We start from the raw sequence: 20616 nt of genomic DNA, 5'->3' as shown, positions 1-20616 counted from the left end.
GGGACGGTTCCTAGGGAGTTTCCCGCGCTTGCGGCCCGGATCAGTTGATCCTAAGCAAGGGCGCCGATCGCGTACAATCTCGGCTGCCCCGGATTGACAACGCCGTTCGGGCAGTCCATCGGCCGCCGGGATGACCCGCCAGCCAGCGCACTTGCCACGTGCGCAACCATCCGCATTTTTCACTCCTTCCCTTTCGGTTTTTTGCCCGTGAGTACGCTGCAGCAGGAGATCCGGCGCCGCCGGACGTTCGCCATCATTGCCCACCCGGATGCGGGTAAAACCACGCTGACCGAGAAACTGCTGTGGTTCGGCGGCGCCATTCAGATGGCTGGCGCCGTGCGCGCACGTAAAGCCAACCGCCACGCCACCTCCGACTGGATGGAGATGGAAAAGCAGCGCGGCATCTCCGTTACGTCGTCGGTGATGCAGTTCCCGTACCGAAACGAGGGCGGCGACTACATCGTCAACCTGCTCGACACCCCCGGTCACGAAGACTTCTCGGAAGACACGTACCGCACGCTCACGGCCGTCGATTCCGCCGTGATGGTGATCGACTCCGTCAACGGCGTGGAAGCGCAGACCATCAAGCTGCTCAACGTCTGCCGCCTGCGCAGCACGCCCATCCTGACGTTCATCAACAAGCTCGACCGCGAAGGCCGCGCGCCCATCGAGCTGCTCGATGAAATCGAAAGCGTGCTGCAGATCCAGTGCGCGCCGATGACGTGGCCGATCGGCATGGGCAAGTCGTTCAAGGGCGTGTACCACCTGGTCAACGACACGGTGCAGCTGTTCGACCCGAACGCCGACAGCGAGAAGGGCGCCACCGCCGGCCTGATCCAGGGCCTGGACAACCCGGAGCTGGACCGCGTGCTGGGCTCGCAGGCGGAAGAACTGCGCATCGACATCGAACTCGTGCGCGGCGCATCGCACACGTTCGACAAAGAGGCCTTCCTGGCCGGCAAGCAGTGCCCGGTGTATTTCGGTTCGGCGGTAAACAACTTCGGCGTGCAGTCGCTGCTCGATGCGCTGGTTGACCAGTCGCCCGAGCCGCTGGCGCGCCCCACCGAAACGCGCGAAGTCAAGCCGATGGAAGAGAAGTTCACCGGCTTCGTCTTCAAGATTCAGGCCAACATGGACCCGAAGCACCGTGACCGCATCGCGTTTGTGCGCGTGTGCTCGGGCCGCTTCGAACGCGGCATGAAGCTGCTGCAGGTGTCGACCGGCAAGACGGTCGCCATCAACAATGCCATCACGTTCATGGCGCAGGACCGCAACACCACGGAAGAGGCCTTCGCCGGCGACATCATCGGCGTGCCCAACCACGGCACGATCCGCTTGGGCGATGCCTTTACGGAAGGCGAGGCGCTCAAGTTCACGGGCATCCCGTCGTTTGCGCCGGAGTTCTTCCGTCGCGCGCGCCTGAACAATCCGCTTCGCCTGAAGCAGTTGCAGAAGGGTTTGCAGCAACTGGCCGAAGAAGGCGCCACGCAGATGTTCCGCCCGCTGGCATCGAACGACCTGGTACTGGGCGCCGTCGGTATCCTGCAGTTCGACGTGGTGGCGCATCGCCTTGAACACGAGTACGGCGTCGATGCCATCTTCGAACCGCACGAGTGCTCCACGGCCCGCTGGCTGCGCGGCAAGCAGGAAGATATCGACAAGCTGATCGACAAGGCCGGCCACAACGTGGCCCTGGATGGTGCGGGCGACTACGTGTACCTGGCACCGAGCCAGGTGAACCTGCGCCTGACGCAGGAGCGCTTTCCGGACATCCAGTTCATGGAAACACGGGAAATCGTCTAAGCGGCGAGCCGCCAAAAGGAACGGGGCCATGTGCCCCGTTTTTTATTGATCCGTTCTGCGCGACACCGGGCAAACCGCTTCAAGCTGGCGGGCACCGGTGTCGGCGTTTTGCGGTGAGAGCTGCAGAAGCTGCAGAGGCTGCGGGTCTGCGCCGGTCACTTTGACCGTGATTGGGGTGCCTGTATGGAACAACGCGTAGAAGCGCGCCCGCGACTTCACGTCACCCACGGCATACGCTTCCATGTCGGACACTTCAAGGCGCGCCGGGATCGCTAAACGAAGAGGGCCGGAAGCGAATTGGATGCGGAGGGCTGTTCCGTTGTGCTCCGATTGCCCACTCGTGGATACCGCAACGGAGAGCCGCTCGTACTCGCAGTTGGCGTAAAAGCTCAGGCCTTCGGTTTCGTAGCCGCCGTAAGTCAATGACTGTGCGACGTAGTACCAGCTTGCGAGTTCTTCTTCGGCGGTTTCCGTGGTGGCCGCCAACGCGGAGGTGGCGAACAAGGTGGCGATGGCGGCAATGCACAGGACGCGCAATTCGGGACCTCTCACGAGCGATGAAATGTGGCGCGCAACGATGCCGGAATGCCGCTGAAAAGTCCATGACCCAGATAATTCAAAGGCCGTCCCCGCGGCGCTGTCGCTGTATCCGCACCCGCACCGCATCCCGCCCGGCGCCTGCATCCAGCACCGCACCGTCCGCAAACACACCTTGCGCCAGACGCGCCAGCGTGCCGCCGCCCGGCACCTCCACCGCCATGCGTGCGCCGCGTTCCAGCGCATGCCGCAGCGTGTCATGCCACAACACCGGTCGCGCCATGTTCCACGCCAGGTCTTCAACGATGAGGTTCGCGCGGAATAGCGCCCGCGCGCGACTGCTGCTGACGTAGGTGAGTTGCGGCGCGTGGACGGTGATGTTTGCGGCAGCGGTCGCTAACTCTGCAGCCTGTGCGTCAAGCAACGGGCAGTGCGACGGCACCGCCATGCACAAGCGCGTCGCCTTCGATGCGCCGTGGGCCAGCGCGCGTTCGGCGACCTGCGCGAGCGCTGCGTCGTTGCCGGCCACGACGATCTGCCGTTCCGCATTCACGTTGGCGACATAGGCCGGCGTGTCGGTGGTGTTGACTTGCGCAACGATGCCGCTGACCTCCGGTTCGGCGAGGCCGATGATAGCGACCATGCCGTACCCGCTTGGGTAAGCGTCTTCCATGAGCTGACCACGCAGACGGACGAGGCGCAGCACATCGCTGAACTCCAGCACACCGGCAACGACGGCCGCAGGCCACGCGCCAATGGACAGGCCCGCCACCATGTCCGGCCCTGCGTCCTGCCGAGCCAGCGTGCGAGCCACGGCCACGCCTGCAATCAAGAGACAAAGCTGTACGGCCACCGTCGACCGCAACGCCTCTGCGGTGTCGAGCGTGAGCGGATTGACGCCGAGCATGTCGCCGGCTTCGGTCAGCGTCTGCGCAACGGCCGGGTCACCAGGCAGCGCATGCAGCATGCCCGCGCGCTGGCTGCCCTGGCCGGGAAACATGAACAGGATGCTCATGCCGCGTCGCTCCATGGGTCTGCGACGAGCCGGGGGCCGTGGTCGGTCTTGAGCAACGTTTGATGCGGCGACGCCAGCCAATCGCGTAACGCGAAGCCGCCGTGGCCGGTGTCGATCTGCAAATCGACGCGGCACTCGGTATCGCCCAACAGGCGAGCGAGCTGATCGCGTTGCGCAGTCGACGGGGCACGCGGCATGCGCACAAGGAGATCGAGATCACTGTCCGCATGCAGCACTGGCAAACCACTGGCTAGCGTAAAGCCTGCGCCGCCCGTGGGGCCCCACGCCCAGCCGAGTGCGTCGAGTGCGGGCGCCAGCGCGCGCAAGGTGCGCAGCGCTGCGAACGGCGCGTCGTGTGCGATGGAGACAGCGGCAATTGCCAGCCCCTCGGGCGAGACCACACGCGTGATGCTGTTGGCGGCTACCGTCGCTGCGCAGCGTTCATGCCGCGCGCCGCCGCGCAGGCCGACCGGCACGGAACCGTCGCTGCCGCGCGGTGCACGGCGCACCACGACAGGCGCGCCTTGCCGATATGCCGTGACGGCCCAGTCCGGCAAGGGCGCGCCATCCATCGCCACGGGTGTCTCAGACACCCACAGCAGGTCGTGCGCGCGCAGCGGCGTGGATGTCATCGCAGCAGCGCTTGTGTGGCCAGGAACAGGATCGATGGTCCGAGCAGGCAGCCGAGGCCCGTATGGAACGTGGCCACCAGCGAGCCGTACGGCACCAGGCGCCGATCCGTGGCGGCCAGGCCCGCCGACACCCCGCTGACCGTACCCGCCAACCCGCCGAACACCATGGCCGCGCGCGGGTTGTTCAAGCCCAGCGCCTTGGCCGCGAACGGCGTGCCGACCATCACCAGGATCGCCTTGACGAGCCCCGTGGCAATCGACAGCGCCATCACATCGGAGGTGGCACCGAGCGCCGCACCGGTGACCGGCCCGACGATGTACGTGACGGCACCCGCGCCGATGGTGGTGACGCTCACCGCATCGGTGTAACCGAAGGCGTAGGCAACGCTGGCACCGACGATGAACGGCAGCACCGTTCCGAGCAGCAGCGAGATGGCGCCGATCATGCCGGCCTTGCGTGCTTCGGTCACCTGCACTTCAAAGGCCGTGGCAACGATGGCGAAATCGCGCAGCATGGCGCCGCCCATCAGGCCGATGCCGCCGAACAGTTTCAGGTCGGCCAGGCCCCGTTCGCCGCCTGTCTGCATGCCGCCCCAATAGGCGAGCACCAGCCCGATCATGATGGCGATGGCCGAGCCGTGCACGCGCCCAAACGTCAGCTTCCTGGACACCCACATCGACAGACCCATGACGATGCCGACCAGCGCGAACGCCGCGACCAGCCCGTTGTGCTGCAGAACTTTCTCTAGCATTGACAGCATGGTGGGGCTCCTTAGGCGCGGGCTTGTTCGGTTTCAGGCAGCGGGGGCAGCGGGCGCCGGTCTTCCGCGTTGCCCGTGCGGTTGATGAGTGCAATGCAGACACCGCACACCAGCACCGCACCGATGGCGCCGAGCAGCGCAACCGGGCCGCCGCGCAGTGCCGTGACGACGTTCTGTGTGGCCGCCATGGCGACCACTACCGGGATGTACATGGCGCCCCAGAACGAGACGCCCGCCTCGGTGGCGGCCGGCATGAGCCCGTGCCTGTGCAGGTAGAGCCGCGCGAAGATGAGCAGCAGCATGGCGATGCCCACGCCGCCCACATTGGCCTTTACGCCGATGGCCTGGCCGAGCAGGTCGCCCAGGAAGAGGCCGGCGATATGACAGAGCGCCAGCAGGGTTGTACCGTAGATGATCACGTCTTTGTCTCCTGAAGGAACGGCGATGGGTCGCCTGTTGTGTGGTGTGGTGATCGAGGTTTGAAGACTGGTTGTTTTGCGTTGATTGCGTTGGTGGTGCATCCCTTGTTTCATCCCCTGCCGGGGCTGACTTACTTTCTTTGTCTTGCCAAAGAAAGTAAGCAAAGAAAGGCGCGCCCAAGATGGCGACTTCCCCTTGAATTTCTGCAACCGGGCGGGGAAGGGGAAAACTCGCTGCGCTCAGACAGTTCCCCTTCCTTTTTCCGCCCGCTTGCAAAAATTCAAGGCGCCATCTAGGGCAGGTACGGCCAAACCATCGGGGCGCATGTGTTCGCGCCGTGATGTGTCTCCTATTCGTTATGCGCTTTCTGGCTGCGCGTTCCATTGCTCGCGCAGGCGTTTGCGAACTTCCGACGATGCGCCGCGCAGCGGCGCGCCCAGGCGGCTTTCCAGCCCGCGCGACGGGTCGACTGCGATATCGGCCAGCGCCGCCGCGAGCGCCGTCTGCACGGTATCGATGTCAACTGCATCGGGCGCGTCGGCAGACTTCACCTTCAGCAGGTTCCACAGCAAGCCGAGCGAGGCGAAGCTAGCGATGTCGTACGCCATGGGCGGAACCTCTTGTGCGAGGCGTTCCAGGTCGGCGACGGAGCGCAGCGTCACGCGCGCGGCTGCAGCCTTGCCCATCGCGTGCACCATCACGTCGGCATCGTCCAGGGCGAGCAGGCGGTTGGCCTGGTAGCCGTGCGCCAGCAGCGCGCCCGACATGGCACGACCGACGATGAGGCCGATGACGGGGTGGCCAGCCAACCTGGCAGCCGCGTAGGCATCCGCCGCCGCAGCCAGTGCGAGGTGGATGCCGTAGGCCTCCTCGCGGCGCCCGTAGGCTTGGCTTGCCACATCGATGACGGCGACGATGGCGCGCTTCTTTTCCTGCCCTGCATCGGCACGCATGGCATCGCGCACGGCACGCGCAAGCTGCCAGCCTTCGATGAGACCGACTTCACCGTTGCGTGCGCGGGGGAAGCGGTTCCCGGCGTCGGGCACGATGGCGATGTAGCGAGCGGGCCGTCCCGCCAGCGCGGCATCGACGACTTGCAGCGTGCTGCCGTAACCTGGCACCGGCGCGCCGCCGGCAAGCACGCGCATCCAGGTCGCGCCGCGCGTGGAAAGTTCGTTCTGGCTCATGCGACGTCCTTTGCGTAGTGCGTGCGCACATCTTCTGCCGTGGCTTGACGCGATGTGTCTACAGCGGCGAGTTGTGCGAGGTAGTGGTCGATCTGTTCGCTGCGTTGGCGCGCGGGTGCGCCGGCACGCAGCCACTCGATCACCTGCGCGCGGATCGTGATGGAATCGTCTTCGATGCAGACATCGGCCAGCCCCGTGGCGGCGCGTTGTTCGCCCCCCGTTAGGCTCCAGATGAAAGGGCGATCGCGCGAGTCGTATTCTTCAATGCCGGCTTCCTGCTCGATCACCTGCGGGCCGTTCAGGCCGAGGCGTGCTTCGCGCGTCATCAGCAGGTAGCTGCACAGGCCAGCGGCGATGCTCATGCCGCCAAAGCAGCCGACCACGCCAGCGGTGATGCCGATCACCGGCCCATACTCGCGCAGCGCGCGGATGCCGGCGTGGATCTCGGCAATGGCGGCGAGGCCCAGGTTGGCTTCCTGCAACCGCACGCCGCCGGTCTCGAAGACGATGACGGCGCGTGTGGGAATGCCGTTGCGGTTGTCTTCTACCGCCAGCTCCAGCGCGCCGGCAATCTTGGCGCCGGACACCTCGCCCATGCTGCCGCCCTGGAAGGCGCCTTCAATGGCAAGCACCACCGCTGGCTGCCCGCCCAGCGTGCCGCGCGCCACCACGACGCCATCATCGGCCTGCGTGACGATGCCCTGACGCGGCAGCCACGGCGAGGTCAATTGTTCGAACGGGTCCAGTAGTTCACGGAAGGTGCCGGGGTCGAGCAGCGCAATCGCGCGTCGGCGCGCATCGCGTTCGATAAAGCTGTCGCGTTCAATCGGGTTGCGTGACATGGCTTCTCCTCAAGATTGCGCGAGCGCGTTAAGCGATTCAAGCGCCTGCTCAAGCCGCAACCGCACCACGGCCGGTGTCGCGCCGAAATCGTTGATGATGATCTTGGCCGCCGGCCACGGGTGCGAGCCGAACACGCGTGCAAGCTGCGCCTGCCACGTCGCGCTCATGCCATTGACGGACGTGGTGATGGCCACGTCGATCTGGCCGGCGTTGCCCGGCGTCAACAGCACTTCGAGGTCGCCCGAGCCGACCACGCCGGCATACGCACGGCGCCCGGCGGGCGCGCCGCCGGTGAACTGAAAATCAAGATGCTCCATGTTCGGTTTCCTGATGAGCGGTTTCGGTGTCGTACCCTGCCTGCGCGCTTGCGGGCAGGCGGTCGAGGAACAGCGCGGCAGCCAGCAAGTCGGCCGCGCCGCCGGGTGACACGTGCAGCGCCAGCATGTCTTGTTCAAGCGTGCGGAAAGCGCGGCGGCCCTGCGGTGTTGCCAAGCCGCCTTCTGCACGCACGGTGGCCGCGCCCGTTTGCACAACGCGCAGTGCTTGCGCGCCGCCGCGTGCAAGCACGCAGGTGTCATCCAGCGCGGCCATGACGGCAAGCAATGCATCCACGCGTGCATGGTCTTCGCGGATGCCGGCTGCGCGCGCCTGGCGCAGCGCCGGCAGCGCCACCTTGATCACGTGCGGGAAGCCGGCGCAGGCCTGGCCCTTGGCCCCGCCGACGCCGTAGTCATTGCAGGCGCGCTCGCCTTTGTGGCCAGTCGAGACGGGGGCAAAGCGGTCGGGAATGTTCGCCAGGCGCGCGGCGCGGCGCGCAACAGCGGCTGCGTCCACTGCAGGCGGCGTTTGAGCTGCAGCCGTCACCAGCAAGCCCAGCGCCCAGATGGCGCCGCGGTGCGTGTTGACTCCACCGGTGGCGTCGAGCATGGCCGCTTCGCCTTCGCGCCCCAGGCGGCCGATGCGCTCGCGCAGGGCGAGTTGTGCGCCGGCTTGCGTTTCGATCTGCGCGCCGGCCAGTGCCATGGCTTCAAACGTGGGGCGCAGGGTTTGGGCCGAATGCACCATCAGCGTCCAGTCCAGATCGTGATGCGCGCCGTTGCCGCGCACATCCACCAGGCCGGGCTTGGGCGACAGCGTCACTTCGTCGATGAGGGCAGACTCGACCAGCGCGGCCAATCGCTTCGCGCGTGCTTTCGGGCTGGCCGGGAGGGGCCGTTGCAATGTCTTCTCCATTACCAGCTCCGGAAGCGTGCAGGCGGGTCGTACAGGCCGCCGGACCATTCGACCAGGTCGGCGATGCTCTTGGCGGCGAGCAGTTCGCGGCCGGCGTCGCTGCGGCGCACGTCGAGGTCTTCGGGCAGCGCGATCAGGCCGTCGCGGCGCATCTGTTCGGTCTTGGTTGGGTCATGCCGCAGGCCGATCGATGTGACACCCGCTACCGCCGCAATCATCGCGCGCCGCTCTTCCAGCGAACGGGCCTTGTACAGATACGCGATGCCGTCTTCGGTTAGCAGGTGGGTGACGTCGTCGCCGTAGATCATGATGGGCGCCAGCGGCATGCCGCTTTGCCTGGCCACGGCCACCGCATCCAGCGTGTCGACGAAGGTCGGCTTGCCGCCTTCCTGGAACGTTTCGACCATCTGCACGACGAGCTTCTTGCCGCGCTCCAGCATCGTCACCGGTTCGGTCATGTCGAGCCACGCCGGTGTGGCGTGGCGGCGGCCGCGCGGGTCGTGGCCCATGTTGGGCGCGCCGCCAAAGCCGGCCAGGCGCCCGCGCGTGACGGTGGACGAATGCCCGTCGCCATCCACCTGCAGCGTCGCGCCAATGAACAGGTCCACAGCATATTGGCCGGCCAACTGACACAGCATGCGGTTCGAGCGCAACGAGCCGTCTCGGCCGGTGAAGAACACATCGGGGCGTGCGGCCACGTAGCGCTCCATGCCGAGTTCCGTGCCGAAGCAGTGCACGCTTTCCACCCAGCCCGATTCAATGGCGGGAATGAGCGTCGGGTGCGGGTTCAGCGTCCAGTTGCGGCAGATCTTGCCCTTGAGGCCCAGGCGCTCGCCGTACGTCGGCAGGATCAGCTCGATGGCGGCCGTGTTGAAGCCGATGCCGTGGTTGAGCGACTGCACGTTGTGCCGCTGGTAGATGCCGCGAATGGCCATCATCGCCATCAGCACGTGCACGGGTTTGATGAGGCGCGGGTCGCGTGTGAACAGCGGCTCGATGTAGAACGGCTTGTCGGCCTGCACGATGAAATCGACCCACGAGCCAGGGATGTCGACGCGCGGCAGGTCGGCCGGATCGTCGACGATCTCGTTGACCTGCACGATGACGATGCCGTCGGAAAACGCCGTGGGTTCGACCAGCGCGGGCGTGTCTTCCGTGCTCGGGCCGGTGTAGATGTTGCCGTCGCGGTCAGCCTTGAAACCGGCCACCAGCGACACGTTCGGAATCAGGTCCACCACCAGCCGCGCATACAGCTCGATGTAGGTGTGAATGGCGCCCACTTCCAGCAGCCCGTCCGCCAGCAACTGGCTGATGCGCAGACTCTGCGGCCCGGCAAACGAAAAGTCGAGCTTGTGCGCGATGCCAGCTTCGAAAATGTCGAGATGTTCGGCGCGGCTCACGCTGGGCATGATCATGTGCAGATCGTGCAGGCGCTCGGGGTTCACCTTGGCCAGCGAGCGCGACAGGAAATCCGCCTGCTTCTGGTTGTTGCCCTCCAGCACGACGCGGTCGCCCGGTGCGAGCAGCGTTTCGAGTGCGGCGACGATATCGCTGGTCGGAATGACCTTGCCGTTGGCGATGCGGCGGGCTGCAGCCAGGCGGCGTTCCTTTTCGTCGCGCCGCCGGCGCCATTGAGGCGGGATGGGTGCGTTGACCCCGTTTGCCGATTGGGTGGGCATCGGTTGCATTGGGTGGCGTCTCCAGCCTTGATTGATTTGATGGGCTGTACCGTATGCCGTAAGAACGTGCACTTCAATCAACCTTGGCGCCGTTTCGTTAACTTGAAGTTAATGAAACAATGGGCAATTCTGATAGCAGCGCGCCAACAGAACGCGCCCGGAGGAGACCCTGCCATGGCAATCGATGACGACATCACCCTGAAGAAGCTGGAGGTGTTCCAGTCCTTCATGACGCTGGGCAACATGGCGCGCGTTTCGGAAGCGCTGGGGCAAAGCACGGTGAGCGTGCACCGCGCGCTGCATTCGCTGGAAGAAGGGCTGCGCTGCCCGCTGTTCAAGCGCGACGGCCGCAAGCTGATTCCGCTGTCGACCGCCTATGTGTTTGCCGAGCACGTGGAGCGCATCCTGGCCGAATGCGAAGCCGGCGTGCGCCGCACGCGCGAAGCGGCGGGGTTTTCGTCAACCACGCTGAAGATCGGCGGGCTGTATTCAATGACGGTGGGCACGCTGCCGCGCATCTTTGCGGGCCTGAAAACACGCCGCTCCGCGCTCGACATCGAACTCACGCTGGGCTCGAACCGCAGCCTGCTCGCCAAGCTCGAAGACGGGCAACTCGACGCCATCGTCATCGCGCTGGGCGAGCCGCTGCGCAATCCCGATCTGCTGACCGTGCCGATGTTTGACGACGAGATCCTCTTTGCCGCGCCGCTCGGCTCGCCGTATGCGTCGTCAGCAGAGATCGATTTGCAAACCGTGCGCAGCGAAAAGTTCGTCGCGCTCGGCGACGACTTTGCGACGTATCACGACTTCATGGCCGCCTTTGACAAGGCCGGCTTTGCGCCGCAGATTGCGCTGCGCGTGGGCGACATCTTCTCGCTGATGAACCTCGTGAGCGGTGGTATCGGCTACGCGCTACTACCGCGCCGCGTGGCCGATTTCAGCCCCAAGGTGCAGCTGATTCCGCTGGCCGCACGCTATGCCATCAGTCAGCACATCGTGCTGGTGATGCAGCGCAATCGGGAGCGCGATCCGAATCTGTTGGCGTTGTCGGCGGAGTGTCGGTTGCTGGGCGCGCGATAACGTGGATCATGTGTGCCGCACCACGTGAAAGTCTTCTTCCGCTGTGGGCGCAACGAAGTGGCGCGTGATCTCTTCAAACTCCGTGTCTCAGTCCTTCATGCTGAAGCATCAGCGGCGCGCTTTTCGCTCATGTGCCATACCCGACGTTCGAATTCTTGCGGCGGAACCGGCGTCGAATAAAGAAAGCCCTGCGCAAAATCGCAATCGACAGCCTTGAGAAAATCCCGCTGCTCGGCGGTCTCCACACCTTCGGCAATGACTTTGAGCCCCAATTTGTGTGCCAGGACGACCATTGCCTCGCACAGCGCCTGGTTGTCTTCGTCAAAGCTCAGGTTGTAGACGAATGAACGATCGATCTTCAGGTAGTCAATATCGAAGCGCTTGAGATACGCAAGCGACGAGTAACCGGTTCCAAAGTCGTCGATCGAGATCCCGATGCCCGCGCTGCGCAAAGTCAGCAGCGTCTCGTCCGTCCGCGATTCGGCCTGCAATAGCAGCCCTTCCGTGATTTCCACCATCACGCTCTGAACCGGCAAGCCTTCGCGCGTAAGGAAGTCGGACCATCGCGCGCACAGTTGGCCATCCTGGCGCATCTGCACCGGAGACATGTTGACGCTGATCTGGAAAGACGGATGGAATTGATCGCGCCATTGGCGCGCCTGTTGCACCGCCTGCTTGAATACCCAATCGCCGATGGGGACGATGAGGCCCGTGTCTTCCGCCACGGAAATGAAATCATGCGGGCTGATGGTGCCGCGCTCCGGGTGCAGCCAGCGGATCAGCGCCTCGGCTTTGCAAACCTCGCCCGTGGCGAGCTCCACGATGGGCTGGTAGTAGACCTGAAACTGGCCGCTGGGCAGCGCGGCGCGCAAATCGCTGGTGAGCCGCAGGCGCTGTTCGGCCTCCACCTGCATGTCGGGCTTGAAGTAACTGAAGCGATTGCGCCCGGCGTTTTTGGCCGCATACATGGCTTGATCTGCGTTCTTGAACAGCACGTCAAGATCGTGGGCGTCGTCGGGGTAGAAGGTGACGCCAACGCTGGCAGAAATGAAGGCCTCGTCCGTGCCCAGTTTGAATGGCTCGGCCAACTTGCCGATGATGGTCCTGGCGATCCGTTCAACGCTCTCCGCGTCATCCAGATTGGGCAGGATGACGGTGAACTCATCCCCGCCCAGACGGGCGACCGTATCCGATTGGCGCACGCACGAACCGATGCGCTTGCCGGCCTCGATCAGTAACGTATCTCCCCTGTCGTGCCCGAGCGAGTCGTTGACTTCCTTGAAGCGGTCGAGATCGATCAGCATCAACGCCATGCGCCGCCCGATATGGCCTGGCTGACTGGCTTCCTGGGCGAGGCGCTCATGGAACATCTGGCGATTCGGCAGGCCCGTCAGTGCATCGAAATTGGCCTGTTTCCAGATGGTGGCCTCAAACGCCATCCGGTCGGAGAGATCACGACCGACCGCCAACACGGAATGCACATTGCCGGCTTGGTCGGTCTCCGGCGTGAGGCGGACGTGCGAGCATTGTTCCTGCCCATCCTTGCCGGCCCATCTCAGTTCGAATTGCGCGCTTGTGCCGCTTGAAATGACGTCGCTGATGATCTTTTCGTAGACGCGCGCGTTGTCGCCGCCGGGGAGTTCCGAGGGCCGCTTGCCGAGCGCTTCCGTAAGGCTGCAACCAGCCAGGGCACAGAACGCAGGGTTGGCGTAAATGCGGCGGGACTCGCGGTCATAGCGGGCAATCGTATCTGGGGAGTTCTCGATCAGTGTGCGCGACTCCCGCTCCCGCGTGACGAGCTCTGCCGTCCGTTCGATGACGGTTTGTTCGAGCGAGGCATTGATCTCGTTGATCTTCTGGATCTTCTGCTTGATCGCTTCGCGCATTCTCTCGAAGCGCTGCGCGAGCCTGCTCAGTTCGTCCTTGGCGCGGGCCCCGGCTTCCTCGTGCTTTCCTTCGTCGACCTGGGCGCCGGCATCGTCGCCGGTATCGTGCACCTTGCGCACCAGCTCCCTGAGCGGCGCAGAAATGCTGTGCGAGATGAAGTAAGCAAGGAAGATCGACAGCAGAACCCCCGAGATGCCGACCAGCGCGATCTGGTTTCGCACCGCTTGTGCCTCGGCCGTCAGTTTTTTCTCCGCAATGGTGCTCACCACGAACCAGGTCGTGCCGGGGATTTTGGCGTACGCAGTCAAATAACGTCCTCCGCGCTTTCCCTCGACCGCAACAAAGCTTCGCGCCTCGCCCGATGTCGCGTTGCGCGCGAGGTTTTCGAGCAGGCCGGGTTCGGGTAGTGCGCCGATATCATTCGAGGCGTCGGCGGCCCGGATGATGACCTCGTTACTCGCATCGAGAATGTAGATTTGCGTACCGCTGCCCGTGGCGACGTCGTTGAAGATGGTCGAGAAGTATGCGGGGCGGACGATCAGCACCAGATTGCCGAGCTGGCGGTTGCTGTTCTTGTCGATGATGGCGCGCACCACCCCGACGTTTTGCTGTCCAACACCGTTGTCGTAGCTGCCCCAGTACGTGTGCGCATGCTCGTCCTGAGCGCGTGAGACGAGGCGTGTCACACCCTGGGTCAATTGCGTGGCGGCCTGGGTGTCGAGAATCCGGTTGTTCTTGTCGAGCAGATACTTCTGGTTGATGAAATCAACCGATCCGTAATGCTCGAGGAGCAGCCGCGCCATGTCCTGGCGTGCCTCGCTTTGCTCCTTGCCGTTGCCGCTCGCGGCCCTGGCAAGCGCGCCTTGAACCCGATTGGAGAGCACCAGCAAGTTGCTTTCCGTCTCGATCTGCCGCATGCGCAATTCGATGTTCCTCGAGACTTGCTTGACCACCTCCTTCGAGAAGATCTCTGCGTTCTCCTTGATCGCCGCGATCGAGTTCACATACGAAATGCTGGCCGAAATGCAGATCGGCAGCAGAGACAGCAGGATGAACGCGGCAACCAACCGGTGGCGAATCTCAACGCGGCGAAGCAGGTCCTGTGAGAGATAGTCGAAAGCGCGCTGCAGCAACCGTGGGATCGAGTTCATTTGTAGTGCATCTTCGCTTCATTCTTGACCGATTCGTCGAGTCGCTTCGCCGCTTGGCTGGGCGACATCTTCTTGAGCAACACGTCCTGCATCAACCCATGCAGCGACTCGAGCGTGTTTGAAGGCAGCGTCGAATAGTACGGGCTGGCAGTCACCAAATAGCGGCTGACCGTATTCGTGTAGTCGACGATTTCCGGGTCACTGACGGCCGTTTCCGCGTCTTGCTGGAACGGGGAGATGTTGTGGCGCTTTCTCTGCAGAATCGGGAAGCCTTTGCCGGCGATGAATTCCAGAAAGCGCATTGCAGCTGCCTTGTTGGGCGTCTCGCATACGGCAAAGCCGGTCTCGCTGCCGAGCACGGGCACCACCTGAGCGCCGCGCTTGTTCCATGGCGGGATGAACACGCCGACCGCAAAGCGATTGCCGTGCAGCAGCAGGCCCGCCGCCCAACTGCCCTGGATGGCCATCGCCACCTTGCCTTCCTTGAAAAGACGCATGCCGTCGTCGTAGCCGGTTGCCATGAACGACGCCTGGACGTAGCCGCGCTCCGGCAGCAGTGCCATCCTGGCGAAGATATCAGCGACCTCGGGGGTGTCGAGATCCAGCGTGCCCTCGGCCATCTTGCTTTTCCAGTTCGGCTCGTGCGCGATCACATTGTTGGCGAAGCCCGAGGCAAACGGTCCGTTTCCGAGCATGTTCGGGAATGCGCCGTTCAACATCATGGGCGTGAATCCTGCGCGTTTGAGTTGCGCGCAAACGCGCAGGAACTCGTCGAAATTTGCTGGCAGCTTGTCGATGCCCGCTTTTTCGAACATCTCGCGGTTGTAGTAGATCATCGTCGTTGCGACACCGCCCGAGATGCCGAACCCTTTGCCGCGGCGGCTGGTCCAGTCCCGCTTGAGCGGGGCGAGCATGTTCGTCCACGCCAATGTCTGGCTGACATTGGCAAGGACGCGCTGATCGGCCAGTTCGGCCGAATAGGCATTTGGGTTGACGCTCAAAAGATCGGGCATCGTGCCGGCAGCGACGCGGGGTTTGATGTTCTCTTCGACCGAATTGCCGATCATGAATTGAACGTCCACCTGCACATCGGGATTGAGCTTGCTGAACTCGGCAGCAATCTGAAGCATCTGCTCGGGCCAGTCCGGTGCCCAGATCAATGCCGTAATGCTGGTTCGGTGCGGCGAGGGCGAACTGGTGATGGGGGCGTCTTGCTGGTGGCAACCGGACAGAATCAGCAAACCGATCAGACCGGATAGCAGCCGGGCAAAGTGGCTTTGTCGCATATCACGCTCGCTTTCGGTTCGGTATGAGCCGGTTGGGCTCGCGAAGCAGGGAAGACTTCTCGCGGCCGCCCGTCGATCGGGGCGCTCGATATTGCTGAGCATTGATTGCCTGGAGATGACGGCATGCGCCAGCAGCGCCCGCCACGCCCGGCAGATCGGGAAACCCATGCGACAGCCAGAATGCGGATAGTTGGGCATGACGACGAATAAGCTGATTAACCGCAACAGACGCAATCTGTTCATCGGCAGCCCACATGAATCCTTTAATGGTCGCGAGGCGCGGGCGTTTGTTTCCCATGTGGCTCAGCGCCTCAATGAACTTGGCACCTCGACGAATGGCAATCGGCAAACGTTTGGCTCATGACGAAGGCGTTGCCTGCCACCACCAGCGCGACCTTGGTGATCCTGCTCGCAGCGCGAGCCGAACTTGCATCCAATCACCCGCAGTTAGCGGGCAGGCCAATCGGCACCTATGGGCGCAAGCCAAACAACCCCTGCCAGAACGACTCGAACGCACGCCGCGGCACTGCAGATTCGTCGATTTTGGAGGCCGCGTCTTCGGGTGCGGGCGCTGGCTGCGCGTCGGACACCTCCGTTGCAGGCTTGGGGGAGCGCCGTGCTTCCTGCAAGGCCCACACGCTGTCGGCGATGCGTGCGGCGAGTTCTGCATCGCAGTCCCTGCCGAGCAGCACGCCGAACAGGACGTCGCGATGGTGGCCATCGTCGGCAAAACGCATGGCGATGGCGACCATCTTTTCGTAATGCTCCTGCGCAAGGCGTTCGCGCTCGCGTTGCGCTTCGCGCTCCTGTGCTTCCTGGGCATCGCGCTCCGCTTGCCAGCGCTGCATTTCCTGTGCGAATACCTCGTCGTAGACACGGCGCTGTTCAGCGTCGGAGAGGATCGAGTAGGCTTCGCGAATTTCCTGGAACGCCGCATAGGCCTCGGCTTCTCGGCCGGGGTTGCGGTCGGGATGCCACTTCATTGCGGCGCGGCGGTAAGCGCGCTTGATTTCGTCCAGGGTGGCGTCCGGCTGCACGCCGAGGGTCGCGTAGATGGTCGTCATGTGCTGTGTGGCGGCTGCCGGGGGGGGGGAGGTCATCCTAGCATGGGTACGTGTGCATGCTGACCGGCCGCCCACCTGTGTCACCACACGCTGTTGAACCTTGTTGCATCAACGCATTCTCGCGTATATAGTTAGCCAAATGGATAACAATGGAATTGCGCTAGACGCGGTATTTCACGCGCTTTCGGACCCAACGCGCAGGGCGGTTATTCAACGGCTCGGTGAAGGGCCCGCGTCGGTAAGTGAACTGGCGGAACCATTCGACATGGCGCTGCCGTCCTTCATGAAGCACATGCGGGTGCTGGAAGGTGTCGGGCTGGTCCGCTCGGAAAAGAGCGGCCGAATCCGGACGTGCACGCTCGAGCGCAAGAAGCTGGCTGCCGCCGAGCGCTGGTTTGAGAAGCAGCACGCGATCTGGGCGAGCAGGTACCGCAATCTGGACAACCTCTTAGAGAAACTCCAAGGAGAAGGCAATGAAGGCTGATCTTCGGTTTGATTTCGTGGTCGACATGCAAAAGAGCAGCCTCACCGTGAGGCGAGAGTTCGCGGCGAAGCGCCAGCTCGTGTGGGATTGCCATACGAAGCGCGAACTGCTCGATCAGTGGTTTGCGCCCAAGCCGCTCACCACCAAGACCAAGCATATGGAATTCAAGGAAGGCGGCTACTGGCACTACGCCATGATCACCCCCGATGGACAGTCGTTCTGGAGCCGCCTGGACTATCAGAAGATCAACCCGATCGACGGCTATGCAGCGCTCGATGCTTTTTCTGACGAAACCGGCGCCGTGAATCCGGATCTGCCCCGCGCCCGCTGGGATGTCACCTTTGCCGATGCGAAGGAACGCACCCTCGTCACGACTGTGGTGTTGTACAACTCGCCAGAGGACGTGCAGAAGGTCATCGACATGGGGTTGAAGGACGGGATGACCTCCACCATGGAGCGGCTCGACGAACTGCTGCTGACCCTGGCCGAGCGGGACGCGCTGGCTTAAGGCGGCGCTCGCAGATGAAAACGCCCCGAACAGATCGGGGCGTTTTGCGTTGGGTATGCGGCGTTGCGCTTCAGGTGACGGTTAACGTCCCATTCATCGTCTCGTGGCCCGAGCCGCAGAAGATGTCGCACAGGAAATCGAACGTCCCCGTCTTGTCGGGTGTGAGCGCCAGCCGGACGGTCTGCCCCGGCACCACATCGGCCCGTACGTTGAAATCCGGAATCGAAAAACCCATCAGGATGTCCTGTCCGGTCAGTTCGAACACCACGGGCACGCCGCGCTTGAGCGTGATCTTGTCGGGCGTGAACGTGAACTTGCGCGCGTGCACGCGGATGACCGTCGGGCCCTCGCCGTGCGCAACGCAGGCGAGCGCCGCACCCGCCGCAAGCACGGTTAACTGACGCAGCGCCAGCCGGCGCTTGGGGTTGTGTGCGATGAAGGCGCGCATGTCAGGTGGTCTCCGGGGTTTTGGTGGCAGTGGCTTCGCTGTTGGGTTGGATCGGCTGCTCGGCCAACGCCCAGGTGGCGGCATCCTGCTTGCCGTGCTCGGCGATGCTGCGCCAGCCCAGGCCGCGGTACGGTGCGGCAGCATCCCACGGGATCGGGTTGCGCTTGGCCTGCGAGCCCGGCGCGGGCAGCGGGAACATCAACGAGCGCGCGGAGTGGTGCGCGATGTGCCCGGTCATGTGGTGATGTTCCTGATGGATGTGGCCGTAGAACACCGTCACGTTCGGGTGCGGCATCAGCAAGTCGATGACCTGCTGGCCGTCGCGCGTGGCCCAGTCCCATTGCGGGTACAGGTCGAACAGCGGCCGGTGCGTGAACACGACGATGGGTGTGTGCTCAGGCACGGAACGCACATCCGCCGCCAGCCACGCGAGTTGTGCATCGCCCACACGGGCGGACGGGTCGGACACGTTGTCGATGGCGATGAAGTGCACGCCCTTGTGATCGAACGAGTAATGCGTGCGGCCGAAGAGTTCGATATAGGCCTCGCCGTTGTCGAGCGAAGCGTCGTGCTCGCCCGGCATGTAGTGCACAACCGGCACCTTGATCTGCGCGGCAATGTCGCGAAACTCGGCCAGGCGCTTGCGGCGCTCGGCAGGGTCGTCGCTGATGTGGCTGAGGTCGCCCGTGAAGATGACGAAATCCGGCGCCGGCGACAGCGCATTCACCGCCGCAATCGCCTTGGGCAGCGTGCCTTGCGAATCCGGGTTCGGCGCGCCCTTGAAGCCCCAGTGCGTGTCCGATAACTGCACGAAATAGAAATCGTCTGGCTTGGCGCCGGCGGCGCGCGTGGTGGCCGCCATCGCCTGCCAGCCGGGCAGGCCGGATGCGTACACCAGACCGCCGACCGCGGCCAGTTGCAGGAACTGGCGTCGTCCGGGTTGCTTGCTCATGGGTGTCCCCTGCAATAGATGGCTGAGTATGGGAAGTGGGCCCAGCGCGATGGAAATGGAGGAAGCGCCGGTCCTGCCTGTCATACCGGCCGGCGTGCCCGCGTATTCCACAAGATTCGCGTTTTCACAAAATTTCTTCGGGGCGGGAATAAACTGGATTGCACCCAGGTATACGGAGGTCAACCGCCTCCAGGCTGCCATGCCCGACCTGCCAGACCCCATGCTCGATCTGCCCACCGACGCGCAGCGCTTTGCGCAGGCGGTGTTGCCGCATGTCGACGCCGCCTACAACCTGGCACGCTGGCTCTCGGGCGACGCGCAAGACGCCGACGACATCGTTCAGGAAGCCTGCCTGCGCGCGTTCCGGCTGTTCGGCGGGTTTCGCGGCGGCGATGGCCGTCCGTGGCTGCTCGCCATCGTGCGCAACACGTGGTTCTCGGAATGCGCGCGCCGCAAGCAGGCCCCGGCCCAGCCATGGGATGACGATGCAGCAGGCCAGGCGAATGACGACAGCGCCAGCTACGGTGTCGACCCCGCCGCGCTGCTCGCCCGCATCGACGATGTGCGCCGCGTGCATGCCGCGCTGGCGCAGTTGCCCGTGCCGTATCGCGAGGTGCTCGTGCTGCGCGAGCTGGAAGACCTGCCGTACCGCGACATTGCCGCCGTGGTCGACGCGCCCATCGGCACGGTCATGTCGCGGCTGGCACGTGCGCGGCAGCAACTCGCACGCCTATTGACGGAAGACAACGCGCCACCGCGCACCAATGTGACACCCATCCGCGCATCGGGCGGCATGGGAAACAGCACCAAGGAGGCCCGCCATGAACTGTGACGACATCCGCGCGCTGCTGGCTGCCCGCGCCGATGGCGAACTCGGTGCGGCCGACAGCCTGCGCATGGAAACGCATCTGGGCACGTGTGCCGCCTGCACCGACATCGCAGTGCGCCACGATGGCGTGGTGCGTGCGCTGCGCCAGGGGCTGCGTGCGCCGGCGCTGTACATGAAGGCGCCGGCGGGTTTGAGCGAACGTGTATTGCAGGCCGTGCAGGCAGAGTCCGGCGTGCGACCCGAATCGACCCGTGCGGGCGCGCCGCGCCGGACGGAATTTCCATGGCAGCGCTTGGCCAATTGGTTGATCACGCCATCGCGGGGGCTCGGCTTGGGATTGGGCGCAGCCGCGCTCGCTGCCGTGGCACTCGGTGTGGGCGTGCTGGTTGGCCGACCCGATACGGCTGCGCTCACCGCGCACGACATCACCGCAAGCCACGTGCGGGCGCTGCTGGGCGCGCGGGAGACGGATGTGCTGTCATCGGATCGCCACACGGTCAAGCCGTGGTTCAACGGCCGCATCGACTATGCGCCGCCCGTGACTGACCTTGCCGAACGCGGCTTCCCGCTCATCGGCGGGCGGCTGGACTACATCGACGGTCGCCCCGTGGCGGTGCTGGTCTACCGCTCGGCGCAGCATCCCGTCGACCTGTACGTACGCCCCGAAGCGGGCATTGATACCGAGCCCGCGCTGCGCACCGAGCGCGGCTACCAGTTGATGGTCTGGCGCAGCGCCGGCATGGGCTACTGGGCCATCACCGATGCGTCTGCCGATGTGGTGCAGGCCTTTGCGCGGGCCGTGCGCGGCGGCTGAAAG

Annotated in this window: 22 protein-coding genes; 7 read left to right on the top strand and 15 right to left on the bottom strand. The window is 64.2% G+C overall.

The window, feature by feature from the left end:
• Positions 1–207: 207 nt before the first annotated feature.
• Positions 208–1803 carry a peptide chain release factor 3 gene (locus CFE42_RS08145; protein WP_004632461.1) on the top strand — a complete coding sequence of 532 codons (1596 nt, stop codon included), beginning with the start codon at positions 208–210 and terminating at the stop codon, positions 1801–1803.
• A 42-nt stretch (positions 1804–1845) separates the two neighbouring features.
• Here the strand turns inward: CFE42_RS08145 and CFE42_RS08140 are convergent, their stop codons facing one another.
• From CFE42_RS08140 to mdcA, 10 genes are all read right to left on the bottom strand, one after another.
• A complete protein-coding gene (locus CFE42_RS08140) occupies positions 1846–2307 on the bottom strand; it encodes a hypothetical protein (protein WP_296157164.1) in 462 nt (153 codons plus the stop codon).
• Positions 2308–2419: 112 nt separating this feature from the next.
• Positions 2420–3355, bottom strand: coding sequence for a malonate decarboxylase subunit epsilon (mdcH, locus tag CFE42_RS08135; RefSeq protein ID WP_004632467.1), 936 nt, complete (start codon positions 3353–3355; stop codon positions 2420–2422).
• Positions 3352–3987 carry a malonate decarboxylase holo-ACP synthase gene (locus CFE42_RS08130; RefSeq protein ID WP_004632469.1) on the bottom strand — a complete coding sequence of 212 codons (636 nt, stop codon included), beginning with the start codon at positions 3985–3987 and terminating at the stop codon, positions 3352–3354. Before CFE42_RS08130 ends, mdcH begins: the two co-directional genes overlap by 4 nt.
• Positions 3984–4748 carry a malonate transporter subunit MadM gene (madM, locus tag CFE42_RS08125; RefSeq protein WP_004632471.1) on the bottom strand — a complete coding sequence of 255 codons (765 nt, stop codon included), beginning with the start codon at positions 4746–4748 and terminating at the stop codon, positions 3984–3986. The genes CFE42_RS08130 and madM overlap by 4 nt, the downstream gene beginning before the upstream one ends.
• Before the next feature lie 11 nt (positions 4749–4759).
• Positions 4760–5167: a malonate transporter subunit MadL gene (gene madL, locus CFE42_RS08120; protein WP_004632473.1), complete on the bottom strand. Its 408-nt coding sequence runs from the start codon at positions 5165–5167 to the stop codon at positions 4760–4762.
• Between the two features lie 357 nt (positions 5168–5524).
• Complete coding sequence (gene mdcE / locus CFE42_RS08115) at positions 5525–6355, bottom strand: biotin-independent malonate decarboxylase subunit gamma (RefSeq protein ID WP_004632475.1); 831 nt, start codon at positions 6353–6355, stop codon at positions 5525–5527.
• Positions 6352–7197 (bottom strand): biotin-independent malonate decarboxylase subunit beta, encoded by an 846-nt coding sequence (locus CFE42_RS08110; RefSeq protein WP_004632478.1) that lies wholly within the window; start codon positions 7195–7197, stop codon positions 6352–6354. The genes mdcE and CFE42_RS08110 overlap by 4 nt, the downstream gene beginning before the upstream one ends.
• A gap of 9 nt (positions 7198–7206) precedes the next feature.
• Positions 7207–7515, bottom strand: a complete 309-nt coding sequence (locus CFE42_RS08105; RefSeq protein WP_004632480.1) for a malonate decarboxylase subunit delta — start codon at positions 7513–7515, stop codon at positions 7207–7209.
• The gene (locus tag CFE42_RS08100; RefSeq protein WP_004632482.1) at positions 7502–8431 is read right to left on the bottom strand and encodes a triphosphoribosyl-dephospho-CoA synthase; all 930 of its coding nucleotides are present in this window, start codon (positions 8429–8431) and stop codon (positions 7502–7504) included. The genes CFE42_RS08105 and CFE42_RS08100 overlap by 14 nt, the downstream gene beginning before the upstream one ends.
• A complete protein-coding gene (gene mdcA / locus CFE42_RS08095; protein ID WP_004632483.1) occupies positions 8431–10119 on the bottom strand; it encodes a malonate decarboxylase subunit alpha in 1689 nt (562 codons plus the stop codon). Before mdcA ends, CFE42_RS08100 begins: the two co-directional genes overlap by 1 nt.
• Positions 10120–10284: 165 nt before the next feature.
• Between mdcA and CFE42_RS08090 the strand changes: the two genes are divergently transcribed.
• The gene (locus CFE42_RS08090; protein WP_004632485.1) at positions 10285–11190 is read left to right on the top strand and encodes a LysR substrate-binding domain-containing protein; all 906 of its coding nucleotides are present in this window, start codon (positions 10285–10287) and stop codon (positions 11188–11190) included.
• A 95-nt stretch (positions 11191–11285) separates the two neighbouring features.
• Here CFE42_RS08090 and CFE42_RS08085 read toward each other — a convergent pair whose 3' ends face one another.
• Positions 11286–14228, bottom strand: a complete 2943-nt coding sequence (locus CFE42_RS08085) for an EAL domain-containing protein (RefSeq protein WP_004632487.1) — start codon at positions 14226–14228, stop codon at positions 11286–11288.
• Positions 14225–15514, bottom strand: coding sequence for an extracellular solute-binding protein (locus tag CFE42_RS08080; protein ID WP_004632489.1), 1290 nt, complete (start codon positions 15512–15514; stop codon positions 14225–14227). Before CFE42_RS08080 ends, CFE42_RS08085 begins: the two co-directional genes overlap by 4 nt.
• A 196-nt stretch (positions 15515–15710) precedes the next feature.
• Here CFE42_RS08080 and CFE42_RS08075 point away from each other — a divergent pair, with 196 nt between their 5' ends.
• Positions 15711–15878, top strand: a complete 168-nt coding sequence (locus CFE42_RS08075) for a hypothetical protein (protein WP_004632491.1) — start codon at positions 15711–15713, stop codon at positions 15876–15878.
• A gap of 106 nt (positions 15879–15984) precedes the next feature.
• Here the strand turns inward: CFE42_RS08075 and CFE42_RS08070 are convergent, their stop codons facing one another.
• Positions 15985–16614 (bottom strand): J domain-containing protein, encoded by a 630-nt coding sequence (locus CFE42_RS08070; RefSeq protein ID WP_296157154.1) that lies wholly within the window; start codon positions 16612–16614, stop codon positions 15985–15987.
• A 103-nt stretch (positions 16615–16717) separates the two neighbouring features.
• Here CFE42_RS08070 and CFE42_RS08065 point away from each other — a divergent pair, with 103 nt between their 5' ends.
• The gene (locus tag CFE42_RS08065; protein WP_037044490.1) at positions 16718–17062 is read left to right on the top strand and encodes a metalloregulator ArsR/SmtB family transcription factor; all 345 of its coding nucleotides are present in this window, start codon (positions 16718–16720) and stop codon (positions 17060–17062) included.
• A complete protein-coding gene (locus CFE42_RS08060; protein ID WP_004632497.1) occupies positions 17052–17570 on the top strand; it encodes an SRPBCC domain-containing protein in 519 nt (172 codons plus the stop codon). The genes CFE42_RS08065 and CFE42_RS08060 overlap by 11 nt, the downstream gene beginning before the upstream one ends.
• Positions 17571–17640: 70 nt before the next feature.
• On the opposite strand, the gene CFE42_RS08055 is transcribed toward CFE42_RS08060, so the two are convergent.
• Positions 17641–18018 (bottom strand): cytochrome c oxidase subunit II, encoded by a 378-nt coding sequence (locus CFE42_RS08055; protein ID WP_004632499.1) that lies wholly within the window; start codon positions 18016–18018, stop codon positions 17641–17643.
• A gap of 1 nt (position 18019) precedes the next feature.
• Positions 18020–18970, bottom strand: coding sequence for a metallophosphoesterase (locus CFE42_RS08050; protein ID WP_004632501.1), 951 nt, complete (start codon positions 18968–18970; stop codon positions 18020–18022).
• A gap of 199 nt (positions 18971–19169) precedes the next feature.
• Here CFE42_RS08050 and CFE42_RS08045 point away from each other — a divergent pair, with 199 nt between their 5' ends.
• Positions 19170–19802 (top strand): RNA polymerase sigma factor, encoded by a 633-nt coding sequence (locus CFE42_RS08045; RefSeq protein ID WP_024974398.1) that lies wholly within the window; start codon positions 19170–19172, stop codon positions 19800–19802.
• On the top strand, positions 19792–20613 hold the full coding sequence (locus CFE42_RS08040; RefSeq protein WP_004632505.1) for an anti-sigma factor: 822 nt from the start codon (positions 19792–19794) through the stop codon (positions 20611–20613). Before CFE42_RS08045 ends, CFE42_RS08040 begins: the two co-directional genes overlap by 11 nt.
• The last annotated feature ends 3 nt before the right edge of the window (positions 20614–20616 follow it).

It is taken from the genome of Ralstonia sp. PBBBR1, from assembly GCF_002256165.1.
Classification (GTDB): Bacteria; Pseudomonadota; Gammaproteobacteria; order Burkholderiales; family Burkholderiaceae; genus Ralstonia; species Ralstonia thomasii.
The sequence above is the reverse complement of the archived record's forward strand: the minus strand, read 5'-3'. Positions and strand labels throughout refer to the sequence as shown.

Bases quoted from the DNA above. Each gene is read 5' to 3' on its own strand.
- CFE42_RS08055 (WP_004632499.1), bottom strand. From the start codon at position 18,018: ATGCGCGCCTTCATCGCACACAACCCCAAGCGCCGGCTGGCGCTGCGT.
- CFE42_RS08075 (WP_004632491.1), top strand. From the start codon at position 15,711: ATGACGACGAATAAGCTGATTAACCGCAACAGACGCAATCTGTTCATC.
- CFE42_RS08100 (WP_004632482.1), bottom strand. From the start codon at position 8,431: ATGGAGAAGACATTGCAACGGCCCCTCCCGGCCAGCCCGAAAGCACGC.
- CFE42_RS08105 (WP_004632480.1), bottom strand. From the start codon at position 7,515: ATGGAGCATCTTGATTTTCAGTTCACCGGCGGCGCGCCCGCCGGGCGC.
- CFE42_RS08065 (WP_037044490.1), top strand. From the start codon at position 16,718: ATGGATAACAATGGAATTGCGCTAGACGCGGTATTTCACGCGCTTTCG.
- mdcE (WP_004632475.1), bottom strand. From the start codon at position 6,355: ATGAGCCAGAACGAACTTTCCACGCGCGGCGCGACCTGGATGCGCGTG.
- CFE42_RS08085 (WP_004632487.1), bottom strand. From the start codon at position 14,228: ATGAACTCGATCCCACGGTTGCTGCAGCGCGCTTTCGACTATCTCTCA.
- CFE42_RS08090 (WP_004632485.1), top strand. From the start codon at position 10,285: ATGGCAATCGATGACGACATCACCCTGAAGAAGCTGGAGGTGTTCCAG.
- CFE42_RS08070 (WP_296157154.1), bottom strand. From the start codon at position 16,614: ATGACCTCCCCCCCCCCGGCAGCCGCCACACAGCACATGACGACCATC.
- CFE42_RS08050 (WP_004632501.1), bottom strand. From the start codon at position 18,970: ATGAGCAAGCAACCCGGACGACGCCAGTTCCTGCAACTGGCCGCGGTC.
- CFE42_RS08060 (WP_004632497.1), top strand. From the start codon at position 17,052: ATGAAGGCTGATCTTCGGTTTGATTTCGTGGTCGACATGCAAAAGAGC.
- mdcH (WP_004632467.1), bottom strand. From the start codon at position 3,355: ATGAGCATCCTGTTCATGTTTCCCGGCCAGGGCAGCCAGCGCGCGGGC.
- CFE42_RS08110 (WP_004632478.1), bottom strand. From the start codon at position 7,197: ATGTCACGCAACCCGATTGAACGCGACAGCTTTATCGAACGCGATGCG.
- CFE42_RS08080 (WP_004632489.1), bottom strand. From the start codon at position 15,514: ATGCGACAAAGCCACTTTGCCCGGCTGCTATCCGGTCTGATCGGTTTG.
- madM (WP_004632471.1), bottom strand. From the start codon at position 4,748: ATGCTGTCAATGCTAGAGAAAGTTCTGCAGCACAACGGGCTGGTCGCG.
- CFE42_RS08040 (WP_004632505.1), top strand. From the start codon at position 19,792: ATGAACTGTGACGACATCCGCGCGCTGCTGGCTGCCCGCGCCGATGGC.
- mdcA (WP_004632483.1), bottom strand. From the start codon at position 10,119: ATGCAACCGATGCCCACCCAATCGGCAAACGGGGTCAACGCACCCATC.
- CFE42_RS08130 (WP_004632469.1), bottom strand. From the start codon at position 3,987: ATGACATCCACGCCGCTGCGCGCGCACGACCTGCTGTGGGTGTCTGAG.
- CFE42_RS08045 (WP_024974398.1), top strand. From the start codon at position 19,170: ATGCCCGACCTGCCAGACCCCATGCTCGATCTGCCCACCGACGCGCAG.